Raw genomic sequence first — 26686 nt, 5'->3', positions numbered from 1 at the left:
ATAAAATGGAAATGATTTGATTATATTTCCAAATATAAAGAAGGAGTTTTATTTTAGTTGGAGAATCTTACAAAATCAAAGAGTTAAATTGCCAAATATTAAAAAGTAAAAAGGAATCCCTTGCAAATACTTTACAAAAAAGAAATATTTTAACATGAATAAAATTACTTAAAAAGCAATAAATTGATATTATTGTGGTTTGAAATAAAAGTATAAAATTCAAATAATAATATTATTACAATAAAACTTCCCAGTAATTTAAAGGATTTATAAGTTATTTAATACATTTTAACAATAAAATTCTAAAAAAAATATTTATTTCAAGTATTGCAAAAAAAATCTTTTAAATGTATAATATGCCATGTAAAAGCTTGGAAAGCTATTAGCGCGAAATATTCGCGTTATAATAGAGAGTTACATATTTTGGATAAATCAAAGAAGGAAATAATATTTGATGAGGAAACGTGGATACTCTTAAATTGAGTTTCTAACTGAGATTTTTTCTGAAAATGAACTCAAAAAATAAAAAATATTTATTTTAAGGGGGATTTTCTCATGAAAAAAACACTTGCTGCTGCAATCACTTCAGCACTAGTAATCGGTGCGGCTAGCACAACATTTGCTGCTGCAAATCCATTCTCTGATGTTGCAACTGACCATTGGTCTTTCGACGCTGTTGCTAAATTAGCACAAGAAGGTGTTATCGAAGGTTATGGCGACAACACTTTCCGTGGCGATTCTCATATCACTCGTTATGAAATGGCTCAAATGGTAGCAAAAGCTATGGCTAAAGAAGACAAAGCTAATGCTCAACAAAAAGCTATGATTGACAAATTAGCTGCTGAATATGCTGCTGAATTAGACAATCTTGGTGTTCGTGTTTCTAACTTAGAAGCAAAAGTTGGCAACGTAACTTGGGGCGGTAAAGCTCGTTTACGTGTGAATGAAGAAAAACATGAAGGTCCTGGATTTGATGAATCCAACAGTACTTCTCATTCTTATGTTGATATGTGGGCAACTGCTAGAGTTAACCAAGACTGGACTGCTAAAGTTGAATATGAAAATGAAAAAGATATGTCTGGTAGGAATGATAGAGACAGTGATAGCACAACTAAAATTTATGTAGAAGGACCTTTATTTGGTGCGGATACTAAAATTGGTAAATTCGGCATGAATTCCAAAAATGATTTTGTAATGGATAAAGCTGTATCTGGTATCCAAATGACATTTGGTGCTGATAAAACTACAAGCTTCACAGTTACTGCAGGTCGTATGGAAAGTACTGGTGCTTGGGCATATGAGGATACTCTTGGAGATATGGATGCTGATTATGCTTCATTAATGGTAAATTATAAACCAAATGATAAATGGGGCGCATATGCTGCATACCATCAACTAGCTAATTCTGCCTATTTGACTGATCTTAATGGTGATGCAAAAGATTTAAAAACTTGGGAAATTGGTTTTAATACAAAATTCTCTCAAGATTGGGGATTTGACGCGTTATATGTAGGTACTAATTCAGATGATTTTGAAAAAGATACAGAAAATAATGGTTATAGAGTTCAATTGACTTATGGAAATGTTGATACTGCTAAAGTGGGTAGCTATGATATCTTTACAAGCTATGAACAAGTTCCAGGCGGATTATTATATAATACTGATGGATGGAATGTTGGTACTAAAGGTTGGAGAATTGGGTTTGATTATGTTCCAACTGAAAATGCTAAATTCACTGCGTTCTATTATGATGGTAAAGATGTTGATGACAGTGATTACAAAACAAAATTCACTCGTGCTCAAATCGAATTCTACTTCTAATCTAAATTTTTCTCTTGATTTAGATAAAATGACGCTTTTAAAAGACTCCTGCATTTGCAGGAGCTTTTTCTTTTCCTTTTTTGCAGGATTTTTACGATTCATTTAGAATTATGATAGAAAAAGGAAATATAGGAGGAAAAGGAATGTTACGTAAACCAATTGCAATATTACTTATGCTAATATTTTGTTTTTCTAGTATAGCTTTAGCCGCAGAAAATAAAGCGGAAATGACTGTATTAGGAAAAGTTATTGCTGTTGAAAATGCATTTTATGGAAGTGAGCAAACTGGCTCACTATTAGAGCGTATCGGAAAATTGGAACGCGATTTATATGGTGCAGAAACAAATAATGCGATGGTAGCAAAAATGGATGCAATATATGATAATGTGTTTCATAATACAAGTGGACCATCTTTAATTATGAAAGCCAATTCTGTGGAATGGGCAATTATGCACGAGGTGTCAACAGCACCAATTAAAACTCGTATAGAACAAATGGAAATGATGATTCATGGCACAGCAAATATGGGATCGTATACAGAGCGACTAAGCTCTCTTATGCAATTATCGTTTGTTGATGGTGATGTCACTTTAGTAAATAAATTTGTAGAACCAGATACATTGGTGAAAATAAAATTGGTTACTTCTATTGATAGTAAAACATCTCGCGTAGGCGATGTTGTTCATTATGAAGCTGCTGAAGATGTGATTTATCAAGGGGCTTTATTAGTTGCAAAAGGAGCAGAGGGAACTGGTATAATTACAAAAGTTTCTCAAGCACAGAATTTTGGGCGTGATGCAAAAATAGAGATTGATTTTCAAAATATTACTACCCTTGATGGCACAAAAATGAACACTTTCCTAGGGGAAAAAGCGCAAAAAGAAACTGAAACAATGGTAATTGCAGCAGGAGCAACTGTGGCAGGACTCGCTATTTTGGGACCTGTAGGTATCGTGACTGGTGCCTTTATTAAAGGGAAAAATATAGAAATTCCAGAAGGCACTGAAATGTATATTCAAACGAAAAATGAGTCTTCTGCTGACGGAATTCAAATAGAGGCACTGTAATTTTGCTTTTGATAAAATAGCCATACATATTTTGTGTATGGTTATTTTCTATTTACATATATTAACATAGGACCTAAGAAGGAAATAGGCGATAATTGTAGAATAATAAATAGTTAATAAATTAACACTAATTAGATTTCTGCTAGGAAAATCCTAGATTAGAGTAGGAGTAATATTTATTATGAATAAGCCAGTAAAGGCATTGTGTGCAGCAATTACGTTGTCGATTTTTTTAGGAACAAGTGTAGTTGTTTTAGCAGCAGAAGAAATAAATGAAAATATTGATACAGTACAAGAAGTAGAGATTGCAACAAGTCAGCAAAATACTTCAAAAAATCAAGACAATCATAAAGTAAAAAATAAAGATAAGAAAAGTAAAAAAAATGAGAATGAAAAAATAGAACAGGAAGCTGCTCCACCAGCCCCTGTATTTTTTGATGGGGATGATATTTCTTTTGATAGTAATAGTGGAGATGTTTACGCACGTGGAAATGTAATAATTATTCAAGAACCTGCGAAAATTATCACTGATGAAGTAGAAGGTAATACAAAAACAAATGAAGTTTGGATCAAAGATTGGGCAAACATAAAACAGCCGAATGTAGATTTAAATGGGCATGATATTTTTTATAACTATCAACAAAAGACCGGGAAAATGGGGAAAACTGATGGTGTTGTAGATAAAAAGTTCATTCATGGGGAGAATGTTGAAGTATCTCCAGAAATGATCACTATTTATAATGGAACTATCACAAAATGTCCTGCAAAGAAACCAGATTATCGTATTAGTGCTGAGAAAATTGAAGTTTGGCCAAATGATAAGCTGATTGCTTATAATGCGAAATTTTGGGTGAAAGATGTAGTAATTTATAGTACGAAGAAGTATACAACTGAAATAGGCGAAAATCGCGAAGATGCTGTTTTCCCAGAAATGGGGTATAATAGTAGTGATGGATTCTTCATCAAACAAACTTTTACTGAGCCAATAGGGGGAGAGGATTCTTCAGTATCAGCCTTTTTTGACTTTGGATACTATACAAAACATGATTTGAAAAATAGTTATGGCTTTGTGCAGAGAAAGCCTAACTATACCTTGATGTTACAACAAGGGCACTTTATGGATGATGATGATGAATGGATAAAAAAGGAACCTGAGCTTAAATTTAATTATGCAACACAACGTATTGGTGATGGACCTTGGAAATATGATTTTGAAGCTATTTATGGTAAGTGGAAGGATGAAGATAAATCAAGTTGGCATCAAGACTATACGATTTATTTTTCTCGTGATGTGATAAAATTAAGTGACACCTTAAATCTTTATGTAGGAGCTGGGTATGAAATAGTTAAAGAAAGTTATGATCATTCTCAAACGAACAGTCTAAAGTATGATGTAACTTTTGTGAATAGATTTAGCGATAAGCTTACAGGCTGGTCAGGATATCACTATACGCAAAATAATAATAATTTGTTTGATTATGACAGTACTGATGTAGCGAAAGAATTAGCAAGCGGAATAAACTATAAGCTTGATGATAAAAATTCTATTACGCTTGAGCAAAGTTATGATTTAGAAAATAAAAGAGTTGCAGATATGGATTATACATTATCTCATGATTTACATTGCTGGGGTATGGATATAACGTATCGAGAAAAACGTGATGAATGGAAATTTATGCTTAAGACGAAACATTGGTTCTAGAAAATTTGATGGGGTGCACAGCGAATGAAAGATGATTTAGTTGAAATAGTTGAGCAAATTCAAAGACAATGTATTTTGGTTATTGGGGATATGGTTGCAGATGTATATTTAGATGGAAGAATCTCAAGAATTTCGCGTGAGGCACCTGTACTTGTTCTTGAACAGGAAAGAGAAAATTTTGTTCCAGGCGGGGCTGCAAATGTTGTTCACAATGTGGCAACGTTGGGTGGCTTAGTTTGGGCTGTAGGTATATTAGGGTCTGATGAGCAGGGGAGAGGCCTTCGTTTAGTATTGGAAGAAAAAGGTGTGAATACCGAAGGTCTTGTCCATGACAGTAGTCGTTTAACGATTAGTAAAACTAGGGTTGTTGCTGGTGGATCTGGAACGGTGAGTCAGCAAATTGTGCGAATTGATCGAGAGACAAAAGCTCCTTTAAGTCAGGTTGTAGAGGCTGAATTGAGTAAAGTTCTAGCAGAATTACTACCCAAAGTTAAAGGCGTTGTGCTCAGCGATTATGGAAGTGGAACGATTACAGAAGCTTTGCGCAAACAAGTGATTGAATTCTGTGATAACAATGCGATTCCTTGTGTTGTGGATTCAAGATATGACTTGTTGTCCTTTAAAGGAGTGCACTATATTAAACAAAATGATGCAGAAGCTGCAAAAGTTGCTGGATTCGAGATAACAAATGATGAACTTTTGGTGAAAGCAGGAGCAATTATTTTAGAAAAAATGAATGCAAAAGGTGTGCTTATTACTCGTGGAAGTAAGGGTATGACTTTGTTTGAAAATAATGGAGCTATTCACCATGTTCCGGTAACCAATAAAAGCGAGGTATTCGATGTAAGTGGAGCTGGCGATACGGCGGTAGCGACGTTTATTTTATGTTTGGCATCAGGTGTAGAGCCTGTTCTAGCTGCGGAACTTGCTAATTTTGCTTCTGGGATTGCAGTGCGAAAGTTTGGTACAGCGGCGGTTACGGCGAAAGAATTAAAACAAGTGATAGGAGCGAATTGACAAATGTTAATACCTAGACGTGATATTGGTGTTCTTGCTGATCAGATTCATATGGCAAAACAAAAAATCGTATTTACTAATGGTTGTTTTGATATACTCCATGCAGGGCATGTTCGTTATTTAAAGAATGCGAAGTGCTTTGGGGATGTTTTAATTATTGGGCTAAATAGTGATAAATCAGTGCGCGCGCTAAAAGGGATGGGGCGACCTGTGAATGGAGAACAAGATCGTGTTGAAGTTCTCGGTGCATTAAAACCTGTAGATTATGTTGTTTTGTTTGATGATGAAACAGCAGAATCATTGATTGAAGAAATTGAACCTGATATTTATGTAAAGGGTGGAGATTATACACTTGATACTTTGCCGGAAGCTAAGGTTGTAGAATCTTATGGTGGAGAAACGAAGCTAATTCCATTAGTCCCAGGGCGATCTTCAACTAATATTATTAATCGTATAAAAGCTTGTAAATAGAGTAATTAGACTAAATTTAAAATATTTCATAGGTTGAGGATTTTAGCTATGACAATAAATAATATTATGGTTGTAAAATTAAGTGCGATTGGCGATGTAATTCATGCATTGCCAGTTTCTTATGCAATAAAAGAAAGTTTTCCAAATTGTAGATTAACGTGGGTAGTTGAGCCACCTGCCTATGATTTATTAAGAAATAATCCATATATTGATAGAATTGTTGTATTTGAAAAGAAAAAGTTTAAATCATTGGGAGGGTTTTTGAAAAATATACCCTCTTTTTCGTCTGTTATACGACAAGAAAAATATGATGCAGTTTTAGATTTACAAGGGCTAGGGAAAAGTGCAGCTATTGCGTATTTAAGTAATGCACCGATAAAATTAGGGTGCGCTAATATGCGTGAATTTAGTGGCTGGGTGAGTAAACCAGTTTGTGGGCGAAATCAAAATGGCCATATTGTTGAGCGTTATCTTGATGTAGCAAGGGAGCTTGGGTGTAAGGTGAATCAAGTGGTTTTCCCTGTGAAAATTACGCAAGAAGAATCTGAATTGGCAAAACGTATTGCTCAGCAGGCAGGAATGAATATTGAAAATAATTATGTTGTGTTAGCTGTTGGTGCAAATTGGCCGAATAAACGCTGGCCGACAAGTTATTATGCGAAACTGGTGGATTGGTTGTATGATAAAAATATCATTCCTGTTGTAATTGGCGGTGGAGTAGTAGATGATAGGCTTATCGCTGAAATTAACGAAAAGTCAGAAATCCCTCCAATTGATTTAGTTGGAAAAACGACATTGAAACAGTTAGCGTATTTAATAAAAAAATCCGTTGCCTTAGTCGGTGGTGATACAGGCCCAATGCATTTAGCGGCGGGGCTTGGAAAATCTGTAGTTGCATTAATGGGGCCGACAGACGCAAATCGTAATGGTCCATATGGACAATTAGCGAATACAATTGAAATAGATGCAGATTGTAAATATTGTTGGAAAAGAAAGTGTCCATTAGATAAAGATTGTTTAGCACAAATTAGCGTTGAACAAGTGAAAGAAAAATTAATTCATTTTATTTAGGAGATAGAGTAGAGATGAAATTTGCTATTGTAGAAGGTACCGTTATTTTTAATAAGGAACAAAAACAAGAAATTGATCAAATTGCCGGTGATTTAATTAATATGGGACATGAAGTTGAGGTTTTTGTTGCGGAAGATTCGAAGTTTTGCAGTACCGCCAATGGCTTAGTAGTAAATAAACTTTCTGGTGTTTTTTCATATAATACGGAGAAAACTATATTAAACTCACTTTTTGTTTCTGTAAAGCGTGAATTAGCTTTACGTTCTTTATATAATAAAGTAATGCAGATTGCAAAACCAAATAGATTTGATGCTGTAGTCTTCCCAGAAGCCACATGCTCTTATATGCGTGTGCTCAGCATGCATGAGTTAAAACGAGGACAAGTGCCGATGGTTTTTATTATACAGGGATTAGTACCGCGGGATTGCAAAAATCTTGGGTCTTACTCAGATCGCCTATTATTAAAAACGAATATACGGATTGCAGTACCACGGTCAGGTAAATATGGATTTGAAGTTGCTGTTCCCAATATTGAACTGATTTATTCTAGAAAATTGGCTGAGCATATAGTAACTTTAGCAACGGATTAAATGGGGGAAAACCATGAATATTTTGATTTTATTTTCACAACCGTGGCGTGTTGGTGGTGCTGAAACACATACAGAAGCCTTAATTAAAGGACTTGTTGGACACGACGTTTATCTCGTTGTTAATCATGGAAGCGATGAAAAAAAACTGGGGAAAATAAAAGAACTGTATCCATATACTAAGATTATAAGGATTCAAACGCGCGGTGTAAATTTATTTAAGTGGCGACGAGACTTTCAAAAACTTTGTGCTTTAATTAAAGAGAAGCGTATCGAAATTATTAGTGCGCAACAGCGAACTTCTGGAATATGGGCTCATTTGCTAAAGCGAAACTTAAAAATTCCTTATACTGTTACGATGCATGACCCATGGCATCGGGCTTTTTTTAAACCTTTGTATGCAAACGTATTTTCAGAAGTGTTTGCTGTTAGTGAGAATTTAGCAAATACCTTAGCGCAAGATTTTAAGATACCTAGAGAGTCGATTCATCTGATTAATAATGGAATTGATTTTTCTTCTTTTTATCCGCTAAATAAATATGCGTGTCGAGAAAAATTGGGATTAAGTGCAAATGATAAGATTATTTTACATGTAAGCCGATTAAGTAGGATAAAAGGTGCTGTATCACTACGTATTATTGAAGGTATGGAAAAGGTTCTCGAGCATTGTCCAACGGCAAAGTTGGTCATTATTGGTGAAGGTCCGTTACGTTTAGAGATAGAAAAGAAAATAAATGAGCTAAAAAGCAAATTTGAAAATCGGTTTGAAATTCATAATTTTGTAGATAATATTCTCGAATGGTATAATGCTTCGGACATTCTAGTTGGTGAGGGGCGCGTTGCAATGGAGACACTAGCCTGTGAAAAACCGATTGTAGCGATTCGCAATGCAGAATCATTTATTGGTGTAATCACCATGAAAAATATTGCCTATGCGTGTGATGTAAATTTTGATGGACGAGATAGGGATGCTTGCACTCAACAAGTGGCGCTAGAAATAGAAAAAGCTTTTGCTGTGACGAACGAGGAATGCAAGCAGATTGCAAACTATATTAAAACGCGTCTTAGTATTGAAACAATGGTAAACAAATATTTGACTGTATTTGAGAGCTTGACTAAAAAATAATGCGATTGTCGTATGTTTTGGAGTAAATGATGAGAAAAATTTTAGTTTTTAATCGGTTAGGAATTGGCGATGTCGTAGTTACGACACCTCTAGCACAATTGATAAAAGAAAATATTGATGCAAAAGTTGGTTTTGTTGTGGCAGCGAAATCAGCAGATATATTAAAAAATCATGACTATATTGATGATGTTTTCCCTTATACAAAACGGACGAAACGAGAAGTCATTTCACAAATTAAAGCAAAATGTTATAATGAAGCAATTATTGTGGATGAAAGATTTAGCTCGTCACTCTTGGCTTGGAAATCAGGCGCAAAATTATTAAATGTAGGAAAAGAAATGTCTGTCGGGATAAAACGCATTTTTATTCGTAAACAACATGAATTACGCGCGAGTGAAGATTTTGGCAGTTATATAAAATTATTAAGTCCAACAATTCAATACAAAGGGATATTACCTAAAGTCGGTAATATGGATGAGACGAGAGCTGAGTATGTGAAGGATTGGTTGAATAAAATTTTTGCAATGAGTAAACAGCTAGTCTTGATCGTACCGCGAAGTGCAGCTGATAATAAAAATTGGCCGCGTGAATCTTTTGCTGAATTGAATCGTTATTTAAATCAACGAGGTGTTGTTCCTGCATATATTGGATCGCCGGCAGATAAAGAATATATTGATCAAATCGGCGGTAAAAAGTATAATGCGGCTGGTGAGTTATCACTCAGGGAATTGCCAGTCATCGCAAAAAAAGCTGCTTTTGCAGTCTCAGTTTGTACAGGACCACTACATATTATTGGAACCGCAAATATACCGATTTTAGCGATCTATGGACAAGGCGAGCCAAAACGATGGGCACCAGCGAGTGCGATTGTTGTACAAAGTAAATTGCCTTGTGTACCATGTCTAAGATTGGATTGCTCACAGCCAAAAGGACAAACGTGTATGGATGAGATTTTACCATCTAGATTAGTCGATATTATTGAAACTAATAAACTGCTTCAGTAGGTGAAGATATGGGGAAACGAATATTACTAGTTGTACCGCGTTTTAATATTGGTGGTGCTGAATCTTATGTATTAACGATTGCTTTAGCCTTAAGAAAGGCAGGTTTTATCGTTTTTGTTGCATCGGGTGGAGGGATGTTAGTAAAGCGATTAGAAGAAGTACAAATTAAACATTTTTTTGTACCAATTCGCTTGAATGCAAAGTTTGCAGCTACACTATTAAAGAGAATCGTTAAACGATATGAAATTGATATTATCCATGCGAATTCTGCCGCTGCTGGAATTGCAGCTGCTTTAGTGAAAAAAGAGATTTCTGTTCCGGTTGTTTACACTGCACACGGCGTGTTTGGGCATAATCAGGCAGAAATGACACTCAACGAATGTGATAAAATAATTTGTGTAAGTGAATTCGTTCGTGAGTCAGCAATTTCACGTGGATTTAATAAAGATAAATTAGTTACAATTTATAATGGAATAGATATTGACAAATTTCATCCTAAAAAGGAAAATAATAATATTATTAGAAATAAATTTAATATACCCGAAGCTGCCTTCACGATTGCGATTGTATCACGTATCAAGAATTTGCGGGATAAGGGACACGGAGATTTACTCAATATATTAAACCGTTATAAAGATGCTGAGAATTGGCATCTACTTGTGATTGGTAAAGGTAAAGCTCTTTGGAAATTAAGGTATGAGTCGTGGAGGCTGGGAATCAGCGATCGCGTACATTTAGCTGGACATATTGTCGATGTACAGAAAGTTTTAGATGGCATTGATGTAGTGGCTTTGCCCTCACAATTTGAAACTTTTGGTTTGGTTTTGACCGAAGCAATGGCAATGGAAAAACCGGTAGTTACTTATGCTGTAGGTGGCACACCTGAGGTATTGGAAAATGGGAAAGAAGGTTTTCTCGTTGGGAAAAATAATTTGGATGCATTATTTGAACGATTAAAATTTTTATCCAAAGCAAATGAAGAAAGGCTTGTTATGGGGCAAGCAGGGCGAAATCGCGTTGTAGAATATTTTACAAGTGAAGTGATGCTTGAAAAGTTGTTACGACTCTACTCGGAATTAAAGAGATAATTTGGATGTGAAACAATGAAACAAAAAATTTTAAACATCGTATCTGGTGCAAAATCAGGAGCATTAAATGTCGCTGTAACTATTGGTGATTTTCTAAAATGCGAAGGATTTGAAGTAAAGCTGATCTTGCGAAAGTATAATAAAGCAGGGATAGCTGAAGCTGATGTAATAAAAGATTGTTGTACTGTAGATTATATTTATTGCTTGGCAAAGCTTATTGATGCAGAAAAACCTGATATTATTATGGTGCATGGATATAGTACGCACTTATGGACAAAACTTGCATTATTAAAAGCAAATCACAGAGCGAGGCTAATTCATATTGAGCATAATGTAGAACGTTATACAAAGTTTAGGGCGTATTTATTAAAAAAATTAGATTGTTGTACGGAAAAATATATTTGTGTCTCAGAAGGCGTTGCAAATTCGTTGCGAAAGTTTAATCTTCCAGATGAAAAGATACAAGTGATTTATAATGGAATTGATATAAACAAATTTGCGATAGAAAAGCAACCTCACTCTGAATTTACAATTGGTATGGTCGCGCGTTTTACGAAGCAGAAAGATCAAATGACACTGATAAAAGCAGTAGAAATACTTACCAAAATAAAAAAAATCCCAGTAAAGTTAATTTTAATGGGAGAAGGAAAGTTAAAGGAACAATGCATGGAATATGTAAAAAAACATAATTTAGCAGAAACTATTTCCTTTGAAACAGGTTTTTTTACGGATTTAATTCCAAGGATTGATTTATTTGTTTTATCGACACATTATGAAGGCTTGCCGCTGGTTTTGTGCGAAGCTATGGCTGCAAAATTGCCAGTGATAGCAACCAATGTAGCTGGTGTAAATGAAATTGTAATTTCGAAAGAAACAGGTATGTTAGTAAAGGAAAATAACAGCGTAGATTTAGCTGAAAAAATAGAAGAAGCAAGGCAAAGAAAAAACTTATACTTAGAGAAAGCTTATCAAAAAGTAAATGAACAATTTTCTTTTAAAAAAATGTGTGAAGAATATAAAAAAATTATTTAATTTAGTAAAAAGGGGCTATTTATTTGAGTTCTAATATTGGAAAATTGGATAGATATATATATATTTATTATATGCTTATTTGCTTTTACTTCATGTATTAATAATGTCATTGCGAATAATATATTAGCAATAGGAGTTTTAATCGGAATAATAAGATGTTACAAAGAACGACTAAGTATAAAAATTTACAAGGGATATATACAGGCAATACTAATTTTTTTGGATTTATATTTATTTCTATTTTTGTTAGTCCTGATATATTAAAATCATCAAAAGAGTTTTGGCGATATTTTAATAGGATGTTCGCATTTTTATTAATTTTATTTTTTGCTCGAGAAAAGAAGCAAATATTAACTGTATTTTTTACTTTTTTACTTTCTATGTTTATTAATAATTTGTATGCTGCTTATAAGGGGGCTTTTTTTATCTATAATGGTGTACAAAATATGCGTATAACTGGATTTGAAAATGGTATTATAATTTTTGCTGGGCATTTATTAATTATGTTACCAATTTTATTCATTTTAATATTTAACAAGCAAATAAAGAACAAAGGATATTTAAAATATATCCTTTTAGCATTTATTATTAGTTTTATTGCATTATTAGAAAATGGAACGAGAATAGCATGGCTTGCTATGGGGATTATTTTACCTTTAATCTTTATTTTAAAAGTGCAAAATCTTAAAAAAATTTTATTTACGGGTTGTATTGGTTTGCTCTTTGTGGGAATATTCGTTTATATGAGTCCTTTTTTACAAACGAGATTATATAGTTTTATTGATTATAAAAATACATCTAATCAGGGGCATTATATGATTGCTCGAGATTCAATAGAATTGATAAAAGATAATCCAATAATGGGAGTTGGGTTAGGTCGTTATAAAGAAGTTTTTAATGAGGAGTATCGATCAGAAGAGCACTTTAGATTAGAGGATGGATTTACACCTCATGCTCATAATAATACATTAACACTTTGGGCAGAAACAGGAATTTTTGGTTGTATGACCTTTTGGTATATGTATTTATCTTTTTTATATTATAGTTTTAGAAGATGGCTAAAAGAAAAAAATGATTCAGATCTAATGTTTTTTATGATAACATTAGCTACAGTTTTACAAGGAATAACAGACTATAGCTTTGGCTTAAATCAAGTGGTGAAAATTTATTTCTGTATGTTAGCTATATATTTAAATTATCAAATATATGAAAAGCAAGTGGAAACAATTAAATAAAATTTTTGAATCAAAATATGGAGATTATGAAAATGGATTTTAAAGCAATAATAAGGGAACATCAAGAGACTGTTGAACAATTGCTTCAGCAATCTATTCCTACAATAGAGAGCATTGCAAAAAAATGTAGTGATGCATTGAAAGATGGTCATATGATATTTTTATGTGGTAATGGGGGAAGTGCAGCAGATTGCCAACATATTGCAGCTGAATTAGTCGGTAGATTTGTAACTGAGCGTTGCAGTTTGCCAGCGATTGCATTAACTACAGATACATCAAATTTAACAGCAATTGCCAATGATTATGGATATGAATATGTATTTGCACGTCAAGTAGAATCTTTAGTGCGTGAAGGTGACGTTGTTATTGGAATTTCTACTTCTGGAAATAGCAAAAACATTGTACGAGCTTTTGAAGTTGCAAAAGAAAAGGGGGCAACCCTTATTGGTATGACTGGAAAAAAGGATGGAGAAATTGAAAGACTGGCGGATATTTGTTTAAAAGTTCCATCGATAGTTACTGCAAGAATTCAAGAATGTCATATTATGGTTGGTCATATGATTTGTGCCTATATTGACGAGGTGATTGGGCTTGAACCGTAAAGAAATCTTAGCAGCAAAGGAATTTGTTTTAGGTAAAGTTAATCAGTGTAGAATTCTTGTTGTAGGCGATGTGATGCTTGATAAATATTATTTTGGGGAAGTTAAGCGCATTTCTCCAGAGGCGCCAGTGCCGATTACTCGTGTAATTAGACAAAAGGAAGCATTAGGTGGTGCAGCAAATGTTGCACACAATTTATCTTTATTAGGTTGCCAGACTTTTTTAGCTGGAATTGTTGGTGATGATATACATTGCCTGAGTCTTGAGACTGAGTTGAAAAAAGAAAAAATTTATGCAGGTGGACTTATCAAAACAAAACGTCCGACCACAACAAAATTGCGTGTGATGGGCGGTCATCAACAAATGCTCAGATTGGACTTTGAAGAAAATCATGCTTTAGAAACTGAATATGAAATAAGTTTGATTCAATATATTTCTGATTTACTCAAGACAGGAATAAATTGTGTAATTATTTCGGATTATGCAAAGGGCGTTTGCACGTATAGTTTTTGTCAACAAATAATCCAATTATCTGCGATGCATCAAGTGCCTGTAATTATAGATCCTAAAGGAGATAATTGGAGTAAATATAAAAATGCAGATTACTTAACGCCTAACTTAAAAGAACTTAATGAAGTTTTAGTGGAGTCAATTATAAATGAAGACGAGGCGGTTAAAACATCAGGGCAAATTGTAAAACGCAAATTTAAGATTAAGAATATTATTGTTACGCGTTCTGAACGTGGACTAAGTTTAATTGGAAATAGGCAAGTTGTCCATATTCCAACGGTTGCACAAGAAGTTTTTGATGTATCTGGTGCGGGGGATACGGTAATCGCAGTATTTGGGGCATCAATTAGTGCAGGACTTTCGCCTAAAGTGGCTGCATCTTTAGCGAATATAGCAGCTGGAATTGTTGTGGGTAAATTAGGAACGTATGCAGTTAGTCAAGAAGAGTTATTGCAGAAATTAGAGGAATTAACTAGAGTGGAAAAAGGGGAATAAAATGGATTTTTCATTTTTGGATGATGCCATAAAAAAACGTGAATGTATTACTTATACAGATACAGAGCCGAAAATAAATGATAATGTGTTTCATATTGCGTATGGAATTGATGCGAATTTTGTTCGCCCAATGGGAGTGGCAATGACATCCATCGTTGAAAATAATCAAGAATCTGAATTCGTTTTTCATGTATTAACTGATGGATTAGATGATGAAGGAAAAGCTTCATTGCGGGAATTTGCAAAGCAATATAAACAGCATATTTTTTTATACTATATAAATAGTATTGTATTTGATCGTTTGCCATCGACTGCACATTTTACAAAAGCAACCTATAATCGCTTTTTGTTACCCAAAGCCTTAGCGAAAATTGCAAAACGAGTTATTTATTTAGATGCTGATATTTTATGTCTTGCCAATTTTACGGATCTGTTGAATTTAGATTTTAAAGATAAAGTTGTTAGTGTTGTTCATGATATAGATGCAGTTGCAAAACGGCAAATTCGCAGTTTAGGTTTAAAGGAAAATCAATATTTTAATGCCGGATTCCTTTATATTGATATAGAAGCATGGAATCGTGAACACATATCGGAAAAAGCTTTAGAGGTATCTTTTGCACGGTTAGGGCAGCTTGACTGGCTTGATCAAGATGCTCTGAATATTGTCTTAGAAGGAAAAGTCCAATATATTGATCAAAAATACGATTATATTTTTGATTTAGGAGGAAATAAATTTATAGAAAATTTGCCTCAAAATACGGTTTTTGTACATTATGCAGGAAGGTTTAAGCCTTGGCACGAATGGTGTATGCATCCATTAAAGGATGATTTCATACATTATGCTGTATTATCTCCATGGGCAGATGTTCCATTGGTACAACCGCAAAGCTATAAAGATATGAAGAAAATGGCGAAGTCATATTTTTACTACAACAAAATTATCGATGGGTTGCTATGGTACGCAAAATATTCATTATATAAAATAAAAGCTAAAATAGGTATGTAATATGTACGATGGAGTGGATTTCATGGAAGAAGAGATTACATTAGTCACGGCTTATTTTGATATTGGTCGCGGTGAATGGGGAAAGTTTAAACGTGGCGATAACAAATATATTTCGTACTTTAAACTTTGGGCAAGAATGAAGAATAAACTAATTGTTTATACCAATGCTGAAGTTGCCAAAGAAGTATTGGCGATTCGAGAATCTTATGGCTTGAGAGATCAAACGCAAGTTATTGTTATTGATGATGTTAGAAGTTGTGACATGGATATTTATCAAAAAATAGAAAAAACAATGCAGCATCCTGTATCGAGAAGATTTCATCGACATCCAAATTATCCAGAATCTTTTTCCCCTATTTTTAATTATGTAGTTTTGTTAAAACCTTATTTTGTCGCTGATGCGGTAAAGCGTAATTTAGTTACTGGCACCGCTGCTTGGATTGATTTTGGTTTTAACCATGGGGGGGAATTATTCTATAAGCCGGAAGAATTTGATTACATATGGAAGTATGATTTTACTGATAAAATACATATTTTTACTGCACGTGAATTAGATGATGAACCTATATTTCAAGTTGTGAAATATATGGATGTTTACATACGAGGAAATTTAATTATTGCTCAGGATTATCATTGGGCGGAGTTATGGCAGCTATGGCGTAATGCAATGGTATCTTTAACAGATGTTGGTTTGTCAGACGACGATCAGACGATTAGCTTAATGGCATATCGGGCTAAGCCTGAATTATTTGAGGCGCATTATATGCAGACTTGGTGTTTACCATTAAAATTATATGGTGGGGAACATTTTACGATGCGTGAAGAAAAAAAACGTAGTAAAGTAAGTTTGTTTTTCCGTAACTTAGAAAAAAAAGTAAAACTAAAATTACGAGAACATGATTTATAACTCGGAATAAGATTTTCCCCACAGCTACAGGCGGCGGGAACTGTAACTAGGTGGGTATTACCTCCTGCCTCGTTGAAACGTCGAGTGGTAGGTTTTCCAGAGGAAAACTTTGAACAATGACGTTATAAGTTTTTTGATGAAATGAGTAGAGTTAAAATGAAGTGGACGAATTTTTTTAATCAATTACAACAAGATTTAAAAGTATTTTTTAGTATTTGGCTGTTGCTTTGTTTATTTCGTATCGGATTTATCTTATGTATGAATCGCTATATTAGTCCCAGTACAGATTGGACAGATTTTGTTTTAAATTTTTACTATGGAATGAAAATGAGTTTGAAAAGTGCGGGGGTAGCTTTATTATTTACATTTTTATTTTCAACGCTGCCGCAACTTGTACTAAACAGAACAAGTTTTCAATATATCCGCTATTTTATAGGAAATGTGTTTATCATACTTATCTGCATATTATTTATGGCAAGATTTGCTTTCTATGAAGAATTCCATGTTGGTTTTAATCAATTTGTTTTTAACGCAGTGAATGATGATATGCAGGCATTGTTTATGACGATAATTGATCAGTATCAGTTGGTGTGGCGCTTGGCAGGTGCTATATTATTTTCGGGGATTTTTATTTGGCTGTTCAAACGTATTTTAGCCTTACCTGTTTATCAATGGCAAGGTAGTAGCGTAAAATGGCAAGAATATGGAAAACGCATTGGAGTTATTACCACATTTATATTATTTGCATTATTTATTCGCTTTGGGGGCAGTTTTAGTTATGCATCGTCGCTTCATTGGGAAAATTGTGCGAAAACAAAAGATGATTTTCTGAATGAAATGATTCTTGATGATATCCAAGCGATGTATCGTGGTTATAGTATCAATGAGCGAATTACCCATGGCATTATGACAGGCGTAGAAAAAGATAAGATAAAGGTATTTGCCACACAAATGAATCAAGGGGATACAGCCGGGGAAAAACTAGAGGATTGTTTATTACATAAAGCAAATGGCGCTGTGATTGAAAGGCCAAATAAAATTTTTATTATCGTCGGTGAAAGCTATGCGCAATGGCCTCTATTGGAAAAGTATAAAGAGTTAAATTTATACCCCAACTTACGCAAGTTAATGCTGCAAGAGAATGCAGATAGTGTCTCGACCTTCTTACCAAATGGGGCCTTCACACCTATGGCTGTAAATGGGCTTATTAGTGGATTATCTGATGTAAACATTTATCCCAATCAACAGGCTGAATCCTATAAATCTGTTTATGCATCAGGATTAGCTCCACAAATGAAAAAATTAGGCTATAAAACAGAGTTTTGGTATGCTGGATTTAGTTCTTGGGAACGTATTAAGGATTTTGCATTAGCGCAGGATTTTGATGCATTTTATAGCTGTTCTGATTACCCTTATGAGAAAGGAAATGTTTGGGGAGCTGATGATCGGTTTATGTTTCAAGCGGTGAGTAAAAAAATTCAAGCTGAAAATGAGCCTATGGTATCTGTGATTTTAACTGTTTCAAACCATGCCCCTTATAGTGTAGATTTAGTGAGCGAAGGTTTTCCAAAAGAAGCAGTTCGTGCGTTGTTACCAGAAGAAAGTCGCCAAAATGAAGATTTATTGAACCGTTTAGGACATCTTTGGTATACCGATAAAATGATTGGTGAATTTATTGAAAAAACTGAACGTCAATATCCTGACAGTCTATTTATTATTACTGGAGATCATGCAGACCGAACGAATATTGAGGATAAGCCTAGTTTATATGAACGCTATACAATACCTTTTGTCATATATGGAAAAGGTGTACATAAAGGTTTATTAGGAGAAAATATTGCAGGAAGTCATGTGAATATTATTCCGACACTAATTGAATTAATTGCACCAAGAGATTTTGCTTACTACGCGATTTCGGATAGTTTAACAGAAGATGCACCAGTAGGATTTAACCATAATCTTTGGATTACATCTAAAGCAATCGGGAAGATTGAGGATGATACTATAGAAATATTACAAAATGCCAATGTTAATATAGAGAACGAACGTGAAAAAGCAATGGATGAAATGCATCGAATGAGAACGATTTCCTGGTGGAGAACGATGAAGGGAAATGATTTAAATTAATAAAAGAACGCAAACAAAAAATGTTTGCGTTCTTTTATTTCTGTCTTAAAATTTTTATCCAACGCTCTAGTTGGCGCATAACGATAAAAATTGTATGGATTTTACTTACTTTTAACTTAAATTCATTTAGTGATTGACGAGAGGAAATTTGAATTCGTGGTAATGCAAAAAGATTAATGTTCCAAAGTGGAACTTGATCAAAAATTGCAAATGCTGCTTTATAACCAACATTTTTGGCTATCAGCATAGTTTCTTTATTAAAATTTCCATAGGGATAGCAAAGAAAATCAATAGATGTGTTTAACTCTTTACTAAGATAGTTTTTACTTTCTAGAAGCTCTGCTTGTAATTGACTTCCTTTACAGGTAGATAGAAAAGGATGGTTTACTGTATGCGAAGCAATTTCCATACCATTTTTTTGCCATGATTTTAATTCGTCTAGAGTCATGGTTAGCGTTGCAGCTTTATGAAAGTCTTCCCATTGGTTTTCTCGCCCAATCCAATTAGAAATAGGGAAAACGACAGCGCTCATTTTATATTTTTTTAGTAGGGGCAAAGCTGTTATATAATTATCCTTATAGCCATCATCAAAAGTTAATAAGACGGATTTTGTGGGGAGCTTTTTTTGTTTAGTATAATGCATATAAACATCGTTCATTGTGACAGTTTGGTAGCCGTTATGATGTAGATATTCAAGTTGTTCAATAAATTTTTCAACAGGTAAAGAATTTCTATCCCCGGGAATGTCAGCAATACGATGGTACATTAATATAGGAATACGTGTAGAAAAACGTAAGTATAGCCATACTATGAAGCAAAAGATGAGGAATAATAAAAGATAGGACAAAAAATCACCTCAAACAAGTTATCGTAATTATTTAAATATAGTATACCGTAAGGTAGCTGTTTAACAAAGAAATATTTAAAAAATATTGCTTTTATAGTAGTATAATAAGTAGATGAATAAAAATGTATATAAATTTCGTTGGAAAGGATAGATAATAGATGATTATAGTAACTGGTGGTGCCGGATTTATTGGCAGCAATATTGTTAAGACGTTAAATGAAGAAGGATATGAAGAAATCCTTATTGTAGATGATTTAGGAACGGGAGAAAAATTTAAAAATCTTATTGGGTTAAAATACTTTGATTATCGCCATAAAGATGATTTTTTGCGTGACATTGAAGAGGGGCTTTATGACGGTGCAAATATTGATGCAGTCTTTCATGAAGGCGCTTGCTCTGATACGATGGAATATGATTGTAACTTTATGATGGAAACTAATTACGAGTATTCAAAAACATTGTTACATTTTTGCTTGGACCGTAGAATTCCATTTTTGTATGCCTCTTCTGCATCGACATACGGAAGCGGAAAAAATGGATTTATTGAAGGCGATCAATGCGAAGATGCGTTAAATATTTATGCCTTTTCAAAATTAGCGTTTGATCGCTATGTTCGTCAAATGCTTCCAGAAGCAAAGAGCCAAGTTGTGGGATTAAAGTACTTTAATGTCTATGGACCACAAGAACATCATAAAGGGAAAATGGCATCTATTGTTTATCAGCTATATAATCAAATGAAAATGAATGGTTATGTAAAATTATTCAAAGGAATAGATGGGTACGCTGATGGAGAACAATTACGTGACTTTGTTTACGTAAAAGATTTAGTAAAGGTAAATCTTTGGTTCTGGAAGAATAGCGCGCCAAGTGGAATTTATAATTGTGGAACAGGAAAGGCTCATACTTTTAAAGCTGTAGCAGAAACAATTATTGCGCATTTTAATAAAGGAAGAATTGAATATATTGATTTTCCAGAAGTTTTAAAAGGAAAATATCAAAACTATACGCAAGCTGATTTAGCGAAACTTGAAGCGGCAGGATATGACGGTGGTTTTTATTCATTAGAAGATGCTGTAAGAGAATATTGCGAGTTTCTTGATGCGGGCGGTTACTTTACGCGATGAAAAAACGAGCTGTTTTTTTTGACCGCGATGGTGTTCTGAATCAAGATATTGGTTATTTGTATAAAAAAGAAGACTTTGTTTGGATGCCAAAGGCAATTGAAGCAATTCGCTACATAAATCAAAAGCAGATATATGTTTTTGTTATTACAAATCAAAGTGGTATAGCGCGAGGCTACTATGAAGAAGAGGATGTAAAGCAACTTCATCAGTGGATGAATGAAGAGCTAGCGAAATATGATGCACATATTGATGATTTTTTTTATTGCCCTCATTATGAAAAAGGCAACATTGAAAAATATGCGATATCATGCAACTGTCGTAAGCCGAAGACGGGATTAATTGATCAGGCTTTTAGTAAATATGAGGATGTTGATAGACAAAATAGTATCATGATTGGTGACAAATTATCTGATGTAGAATGTGCTAAAAATGCAGGATTAAGAGGAATTTGCTATATGGGGGAAGATTTACTAAATTTGGTGGAAGGTGAATTGAAAAATAAGAGTTCCTAACATTCTTATCACCTTCTATTTAGAATATAGCTAAATAGAAGGTGATAAGAATGGAGCAAATTTTGACCTATACTGCGAGCTATGGATTTCCAATGGTAGTGCTAGCTTATTTGCGGTTACACATTGAAGGAAAGCTAGAGCAGTTGCAGCAAAGACTCGAACAAGCGAAAAATGGCAATGAAAAAAGTACCACATAGCATCTTTGTATATGTGGTGCTTTTTTGTAAGTTTTTATGATATAATGAGCAAATAAACTAAGATAATGGGGTAGGTATTTTATGCGGGTAGGATTGGTTGTTCTCACTTTAAATGCTGAAAAATATTTAATAAAATTATTTGATAGTATTCACAGACAAAACTATAAAGTGGATAGAAAATTACTTATAGATTCGGATTCAACAGATAGTACGATAGAGTTGGCACGCAGATATAATTGGGAGTATATATTAATAAAAAAATCAGAATTTAATCACGGGGACACTAGACAAAAAGGCCTTGAATATTTTATCGATATGGATATCGTAATATTTATTACACAAGATATTATTTTTGCTGGTGAAGATGCAATTTTTCAGCTTGTAGAAAGTTTTACAAATAATAAAATTGGTGCAGCTTATGGAAGGCAAATCCCTCACGTAAATGCATCTGCAATTGCCGCACAAGCGCGATTGTTTAATTATCCGGAAAGAGGTAAAATAAAATCTTATCAAGATAAAGAGAAGTTAGGGATTAAAACAGCTTTTATGTCAGATTCCTTTGCAGCATATAGAGTTAAAGCATTAGTGAGTGTAGGTGGGTTCCCCCATGCAATAGTAAGTGAGGATATGTATGTTGCTGCATGTTTACTAAAAAAAGGTTACATTATTGCATATGTAGCAGAAGCTAAGGTCTATCATTCACATGACTATACGATTTGTCAAGAGTTTAAAAGATATTTTGATATTGGAGTTTTTCAAGCTCATGAAAGTTGGATTAGTGAAGAATTTGGTAAAGCTGAAGGTGAAGGCATAAAATTAGTTGTAAATCAGATGAAATATTTATATAAACATAATCTTTTTTTAATACCAAGAGCAATGGGATTAAATGTAGTAAAACTATTTGGGTATAAATTAGGGCTTTATGAAAGATATCTACCAAATGTTTTAAAAAAAATATTTAGTGGACAATCGTATTATTTTAAATAAGATGGGGAGAAAATATAGATGGGATGTTCGAAAATAAAGATTTTTAAAGAAGAAATAATATATTTTCTTGCGCCTTTTATTTTAATTTTTGTTGATTATATAGCAATTACTGTAGCTGTTGTTGGGGCGAAGAGTGTTCGAGACTATATTGCTTTTAAATTTATAAATTCAGCGCCACTGGTTTATATTAGTGACATTTATGGGTACATTATTTTTCCGTTGATTTTTATTGCTTTTATAGCATATGCGGGTATGTATAATAAAAGAGTGCCGTTTTGGCAATGTACAGGAATATTATTTAAGGTTTGTATTTATGTAAATGCTTTAGTTATTTTAATTAGTTATTTGGGTGGGGCATCGGGAACTATTTCTCGTTTATTTATGTTGTTGTTGGGGATTTTTAGTTTTATCTTTTTATGTTTATTTCGTTATATATCAAAACGAATGTTAGTTAGGATGGGGCTATGGCAGCGCCCAGTGATTATTGTTGGGGCAGGGAAAACAGCGGAGATTATTGCGGGAGCATTTGGCAAAGAGTGTGGTATTGGTTATCGAATAGTAGGGCTGATTGAAGATTGTTATCATGAGCGAGATTTAATTAAAGAATATCCACATCTTGGAACATTTAATGAAATTGAAAAAGCTGTGGTTAAGAGTAGGGTTCGTGATGTTATTATTGCAACACCAGGATTAGATAGAGATAAACTTTTAGCGTTGATGCATAGAATCCAGCCTTATGTTAGAAATCTGACGATTGTTCCAGACTTGTTTGGAGTACCTGTAGCAAATATTGAAGCGGAGAAGTTCATTGATGATCGTTTAGTTTTATTAAAAACGAAAAATAATTTAGAATATCCTATAAGCAAATTGATAAAACGGATATTTGATTTAGTGGTAGGGGGTATAGTTTTTATTTTAGTTACTCCCATTCTGTTAATTTTATCTATTTGGATAAAGATTGATAGCCCAGGACCTATACTTCATATTGCTAAGCGGATTGGTAAAGATAAAAAAGAATTTTATTGCTATAAGTTTCGTACGATGGTTGTCAATTCCGATGATATTTTAAAAGAATATTTAAGCCGGAATTTAGAGGCAAAAAGAGAATGGGAGACATTTGCAAAACTTAGAGGCTTTGATCCTCGAATTACTAAAATTGGAAAGTGGATGCGGAGATTTAGTTTGGATGAATTACCGCAGATAATAAATGTTTTAATTGGTAATATGAGTTTAGTAGGACCACGCCCATATTTACCACGAGAAAAGGAAGATATGGGGTATTATCTTAATACTATTTGTTTGACGGTCCCTGGAATAACTGGATTATGGCAGGTTAGTGGAAGGAATAATATTGAATTTGCAGGTCGATTACAATTAGATGCGTGGTATGTAAGGAATTGGTCTTTGTGGCAGGATGTTGTTTTATTGATAAAGACGTTTCGTGTAGTTTTTGGACGTAATGGGGCATATTGAGATTAAAAAGCTTTTGTATTTAAATTTATAATAATATTAAGGGCTAGTTACTAAAATATTTAAAGAAGTCAACAAAATAAATTATATGATTTTGGGGATGTAGATGCATAAAGAAAAGATGATTGATTTTAAAATATTAATGCAAATTCTAGCTAAATATAAAAAATGAATTTAACAATTGTTTTTTTATGTATAACAAGCTCAATGATGATTTCTTTTTTTCTTATACCTAAAACGTATGAATCAAAGAGCATAATTCGAATAGAAACCCAGACTCCAGAGGGAATATTATATGATAGAATCCAGAAATCCATGAATAACCTGGGATATAAAGAAAATATACCAGCATCTTCACTGTTTAAATATATAGAATTAATAAAACTTTGCTTAAGACCAAATATATTGTCAAATGATATGGATGGAGAAGGAAAAAAAGAAATGCAAAAAGTGGAAATTGTAAATATAAAAGGAACTGATATGTATGCAATAACAGTGAAAAGTAATAAAAGAAAAAAGGAAGCTCTAAACTTATATGAGGTCAATTTAGAAGAGTTCTTACTTAGAAGAAAAGAAAAAATCAGCGATTAAGCAAGAAAATTTTTATTTAATATAGAGGCTTTGGATGAGGATATTTGCAGTATAAATGTACAAAATGAAGTTTCTTATCTTCAATTAGGAGATATTAATATAAAGTTGAAAGAAAAATACTTTGATTTTAAAGAATTTAATTTTGAGAAAACTGAGAAAACAGAAAAAATTTCTAATGAGCTTGTAAAAAAACAAAGTCACTTATTAGAATTGGGACAAACGTTGCTATATAAAGATTCAGAAGTGAATTCCATAAAGAAAGAAGTTGAAACTCTAAATTATAAGCTGAATGATGAGGCTAAAAAAGCTGTTTATGCGAAAGGAAAGTCAATACAGCCAAATATTCTTGATTTATTACAAAAAAAGATTTTTTTAGAATTTAGTATTGAGGTAAATGAGGTATTATTAGATACTATTGATCAAATGAAAAAAAATAAGGACAAACAATTTCATAATTTATCAAAAGATGATCAAAAATATGTGGAATTAAAAAGAAATGTAAATAATGCTGAAAAAGTACTATCAATGCTATATACTAAATGTGAAATTGCAAAGACCCAAGGTCAATTAAATATTCAAATTATTGATCCTCCTAATTTGCCTAGTGATCCAATTGGATCAAGAAAGCTTTTAATTATAGTTATCGGGGTGATTATAGGTGGGGGGTTTACTATTTTTCTTTCAATTGCTAGAGATAAACACAAAAAATATAGTGAATTAAAAGAATGACTTATATAAAATTTTTGTGGGGTTAATGTTGGATTTTATTAAATTTAGAGGGCGTATATTAGCAAGAGGAGATTAATATGAGGGTTATTATAATTAATGATTTTGCCTATATTAACGGAGGTGCAGGAAAGATTGCTTTGGCAACAGCGAAAACATTAGCTGAAAAGAATATAGAGGTTATATTCTTTACTGGAGTTGGCCCAATAGATAATTCTTTAAAGCTAATAAAAAATTTACGGACTATATGCTTGAATCAACATGATATATTAACTGATGAAAGCAGATTAAGGGCAATGATCCAAGGAGTATGGAATAAATATGCATTGAAAAAACTAAGGGAAGTGTTATTAGAGTTGGATACAAAAGATACAATTATTCATATACATACTTGTCAAAAAGCACTTTCTAGTTCTTGTGTTTCGATAGCAATAAAAATGGGATTTAAAGTTGTATATCACGTACATGACTATGGACTAGTTTGTCCGAATCTTGGTTTTTATAATTATAAAAAACAACAAGTGTGTAATGAGCGTGCGCTGAGCTTTTCATGTATAGTATCTAATTGTGATTCTAGATGCTACTTACATAAATTTTGGAGATGTATAAGACAATGGGTACAGAATCAGTGGGGGTTGATGCCTAGAAAAATTGAAAATTATATATTTGTCTCTAATTTTAGTTTTTTCATATTGGAAAGATTTTTGCCGCAAAATTCTCAAAAATATTTTTTGGATAATCCAATTGATATTTCCCCGCAAGAATGTGTTGCGATAAATAAAAATGATATGATTATTTTTATTGGTAGGCTTTCTAAAGAAAAGAATCCTATATTATTAGCTCGGGCTACTAGGGATTTAAACATGTCTACTGTTTTTATAGGGGCTGGTGATTGTGAAGATAAAATTAAAGAAATTAATCCCAAGGCAGTTATTACAGGATGGCTAAGTAAAGATGAGATGGAGATATATATAAAAAAAGCAAGAGCGTTAGTTTTACCATCTTCATGCTATGAAACTCAGGGATTAGTAGTGAATGAGGTTGCTGCTTATGGAATACCTTCTATAGTCTCTGATGTTTCTGCGGCTAAAGATTTTGTTGAGGATAGAGAAAATGGATTGATATTTGAAAATAATAATCTTGATTCATTAAAGATAAAGCTTCAGGAATTATTTGATGATAAATTTGCAGAAAATTTAGGAAGAAATTCTTATAATAAGTTTTATAGTAAAAATTTTAGCATTAACTTGTATATAGAAAAGTTAATTAAGATATATCAAGAAATTTTGGAAAAGTAGTTTTGTAATATATTTTTAGTTGGTATAGCAAATATAGGTGAAAAATATGAATAATAAAACTCAAAAAA

At 33.2% G+C, this 26686-nt stretch carries 26 protein-coding genes; 25 read left to right on the top strand and 1 reads right to left on the bottom strand.

The window, feature by feature from the left end; all coding sequences use genetic code 11:
* Window positions 1-555 precede the first annotated feature (555 nt).
* From ACWZFG_RS09335 to ACWZFG_RS09255, 17 genes are all read left to right on the top strand, one after another.
* Window positions 556-1821 (top strand): S-layer homology domain-containing protein, encoded by a 1266-nt coding sequence (locus tag ACWZFG_RS09335; protein WP_455577508.1) that lies wholly within the window; start codon window positions 556-558, stop codon window positions 1819-1821.
* 143 nt (window positions 1822-1964) lie between these two features.
* Window positions 1965-2888: a hypothetical protein gene (locus ACWZFG_RS09330; protein WP_455577507.1), complete on the top strand. Its 924-nt coding sequence runs from the start codon at window positions 1965-1967 to the stop codon at window positions 2886-2888.
* 181 nt (window positions 2889-3069) lie between these two features.
* Complete coding sequence (locus ACWZFG_RS09325) at window positions 3070-4590, top strand: LPS-assembly protein LptD (RefSeq protein ID WP_455577506.1); 1521 nt, start codon at window positions 3070-3072, stop codon at window positions 4588-4590.
* Between the two features lie 24 nt (window positions 4591-4614).
* Window positions 4615-5607, top strand: coding sequence for a bifunctional heptose 7-phosphate kinase/heptose 1-phosphate adenyltransferase (locus ACWZFG_RS09320; RefSeq protein WP_455577505.1), 993 nt, complete (start codon window positions 4615-4617; stop codon window positions 5605-5607).
* 3 nt (window positions 5608-5610) lie between these two features.
* On the top strand, window positions 5611-6078 hold the full coding sequence (gene rfaE2, locus ACWZFG_RS09315) for a D-glycero-beta-D-manno-heptose 1-phosphate adenylyltransferase (RefSeq protein ID WP_147666944.1): 468 nt from the start codon (window positions 5611-5613) through the stop codon (window positions 6076-6078).
* Window positions 6079-6126: 48 nt separating this feature from the next.
* Window positions 6127-7149 carry a glycosyltransferase family 9 protein gene (locus ACWZFG_RS09310; RefSeq protein ID WP_455577504.1) on the top strand — a complete coding sequence of 341 codons (1023 nt, stop codon included), beginning with the start codon at window positions 6127-6129 and terminating at the stop codon, window positions 7147-7149.
* Between the two features lie 14 nt (window positions 7150-7163).
* Window positions 7164-7739: a hypothetical protein gene (locus ACWZFG_RS09305; RefSeq protein WP_177506055.1), complete on the top strand. Its 576-nt coding sequence runs from the start codon at window positions 7164-7166 to the stop codon at window positions 7737-7739.
* Window positions 7740-7752: 13 nt separating this feature from the next.
* Complete coding sequence (locus ACWZFG_RS09300; RefSeq protein ID WP_455577503.1) at window positions 7753-8862, top strand: glycosyltransferase; 1110 nt, start codon at window positions 7753-7755, stop codon at window positions 8860-8862.
* A gap of 29 nt (window positions 8863-8891) precedes the next feature.
* Window positions 8892-9866: a glycosyltransferase family 9 protein gene (locus tag ACWZFG_RS09295; RefSeq protein ID WP_455577502.1), complete on the top strand. Its 975-nt coding sequence runs from the start codon at window positions 8892-8894 to the stop codon at window positions 9864-9866.
* 8 nt (window positions 9867-9874) lie between these two features.
* Window positions 9875-10954, top strand: coding sequence for a glycosyltransferase family 4 protein (locus ACWZFG_RS09290; protein ID WP_455577501.1), 1080 nt, complete (start codon window positions 9875-9877; stop codon window positions 10952-10954).
* 15 nt (window positions 10955-10969) lie between these two features.
* Window positions 10970-11986 carry a glycosyltransferase gene (locus ACWZFG_RS09285; RefSeq protein WP_455577500.1) on the top strand — a complete coding sequence of 339 codons (1017 nt, stop codon included), beginning with the start codon at window positions 10970-10972 and terminating at the stop codon, window positions 11984-11986.
* Window positions 11987-12141: 155 nt separating this feature from the next.
* Window positions 12142-13221 (top strand): O-antigen ligase family protein, encoded by a 1080-nt coding sequence (locus ACWZFG_RS09280; protein WP_455577499.1) that lies wholly within the window; start codon window positions 12142-12144, stop codon window positions 13219-13221.
* A gap of 32 nt (window positions 13222-13253) precedes the next feature.
* Window positions 13254-13823: a D-sedoheptulose-7-phosphate isomerase gene (locus ACWZFG_RS09275; protein WP_455577498.1), complete on the top strand. Its 570-nt coding sequence runs from the start codon at window positions 13254-13256 to the stop codon at window positions 13821-13823.
* On the top strand, window positions 13813-14826 hold the full coding sequence (gene rfaE1, locus ACWZFG_RS09270; protein ID WP_455577497.1) for a D-glycero-beta-D-manno-heptose-7-phosphate kinase: 1014 nt from the start codon (window positions 13813-13815) through the stop codon (window positions 14824-14826). Before ACWZFG_RS09275 ends, rfaE1 begins: the two co-directional genes overlap by 11 nt.
* Before the next feature lies 1 nt (window position 14827).
* Window positions 14828-15832, top strand: coding sequence for a glycosyltransferase family 8 protein (locus ACWZFG_RS09265; RefSeq protein WP_455577496.1), 1005 nt, complete (start codon window positions 14828-14830; stop codon window positions 15830-15832).
* Between the two features lie 22 nt (window positions 15833-15854).
* Window positions 15855-16739: a WlaTC/HtrL family glycosyltransferase gene (locus tag ACWZFG_RS09260; protein WP_455577495.1), complete on the top strand. Its 885-nt coding sequence runs from the start codon at window positions 15855-15857 to the stop codon at window positions 16737-16739.
* Window positions 16740-16895: 156 nt separating this feature from the next.
* Window positions 16896-18866, top strand: coding sequence for an LTA synthase family protein (locus ACWZFG_RS09255; RefSeq protein WP_455577494.1), 1971 nt, complete (start codon window positions 16896-16898; stop codon window positions 18864-18866).
* Between the two features lie 34 nt (window positions 18867-18900).
* Here the strand turns inward: ACWZFG_RS09255 and ACWZFG_RS09250 are convergent, their stop codons facing one another.
* On the bottom strand, window positions 18901-19632 hold the full coding sequence (locus ACWZFG_RS09250) for a polysaccharide deacetylase family protein (protein ID WP_455577493.1): 732 nt from the start codon (window positions 19630-19632) through the stop codon (window positions 18901-18903).
* A gap of 239 nt (window positions 19633-19871) precedes the next feature.
* Between ACWZFG_RS09250 and rfaD the strand changes: the two genes are divergently transcribed.
* The 8 genes from rfaD to ACWZFG_RS09210 all read left to right on the top strand — a co-directional run bounded on the left by rfaD (window position 19872) and on the right by ACWZFG_RS09210 (window position 26618).
* On the top strand, window positions 19872-20837 hold the full coding sequence (gene rfaD, locus ACWZFG_RS09245; RefSeq protein WP_455577492.1) for an ADP-glyceromanno-heptose 6-epimerase: 966 nt from the start codon (window positions 19872-19874) through the stop codon (window positions 20835-20837).
* Window positions 20834-21349 (top strand): D-glycero-alpha-D-manno-heptose-1,7-bisphosphate 7-phosphatase, encoded by a 516-nt coding sequence (locus ACWZFG_RS09240; RefSeq protein WP_455577491.1) that lies wholly within the window; start codon window positions 20834-20836, stop codon window positions 21347-21349. Before rfaD ends, ACWZFG_RS09240 begins: the two co-directional genes overlap by 4 nt.
* 50 nt (window positions 21350-21399) lie before the next feature.
* A complete protein-coding gene (locus tag ACWZFG_RS09235) occupies window positions 21400-21546 on the top strand; it encodes a YvrJ family protein (protein ID WP_455577490.1) in 147 nt (48 codons plus the stop codon).
* An 81-nt stretch (window positions 21547-21627) separates the two neighbouring features.
* On the top strand, window positions 21628-22533 hold the full coding sequence (locus tag ACWZFG_RS09230) for a glycosyltransferase (RefSeq protein ID WP_455577489.1): 906 nt from the start codon (window positions 21628-21630) through the stop codon (window positions 22531-22533).
* A gap of 18 nt (window positions 22534-22551) precedes the next feature.
* Window positions 22552-24006 (top strand): undecaprenyl-phosphate galactose phosphotransferase WbaP, encoded by a 1455-nt coding sequence (gene wbaP, locus ACWZFG_RS09225; protein ID WP_455577488.1) that lies wholly within the window; start codon window positions 22552-22554, stop codon window positions 24004-24006.
* Window positions 24007-24171: 165 nt separating this feature from the next.
* Window positions 24172-24594, top strand: coding sequence for a hypothetical protein (locus ACWZFG_RS09220; RefSeq protein ID WP_455577487.1), 423 nt, complete (start codon window positions 24172-24174; stop codon window positions 24592-24594).
* Between the two features lie 30 nt (window positions 24595-24624).
* Window positions 24625-25323, top strand: coding sequence for a GNVR domain-containing protein (locus ACWZFG_RS09215; RefSeq protein WP_455577486.1), 699 nt, complete (start codon window positions 24625-24627; stop codon window positions 25321-25323).
* A gap of 77 nt (window positions 25324-25400) precedes the next feature.
* Window positions 25401-26618 carry a glycosyltransferase family 4 protein gene (locus tag ACWZFG_RS09210; protein ID WP_455577485.1) on the top strand — a complete coding sequence of 406 codons (1218 nt, stop codon included), beginning with the start codon at window positions 25401-25403 and terminating at the stop codon, window positions 26616-26618.
* Window positions 26619-26686 lie beyond the last annotated feature (68 nt).

The sequence above is a fragment of the Anaerosinus sp. genome (assembly GCF_965318445.1).
This window is presented reverse-complemented; position numbering and strand designations above follow the sequence as displayed.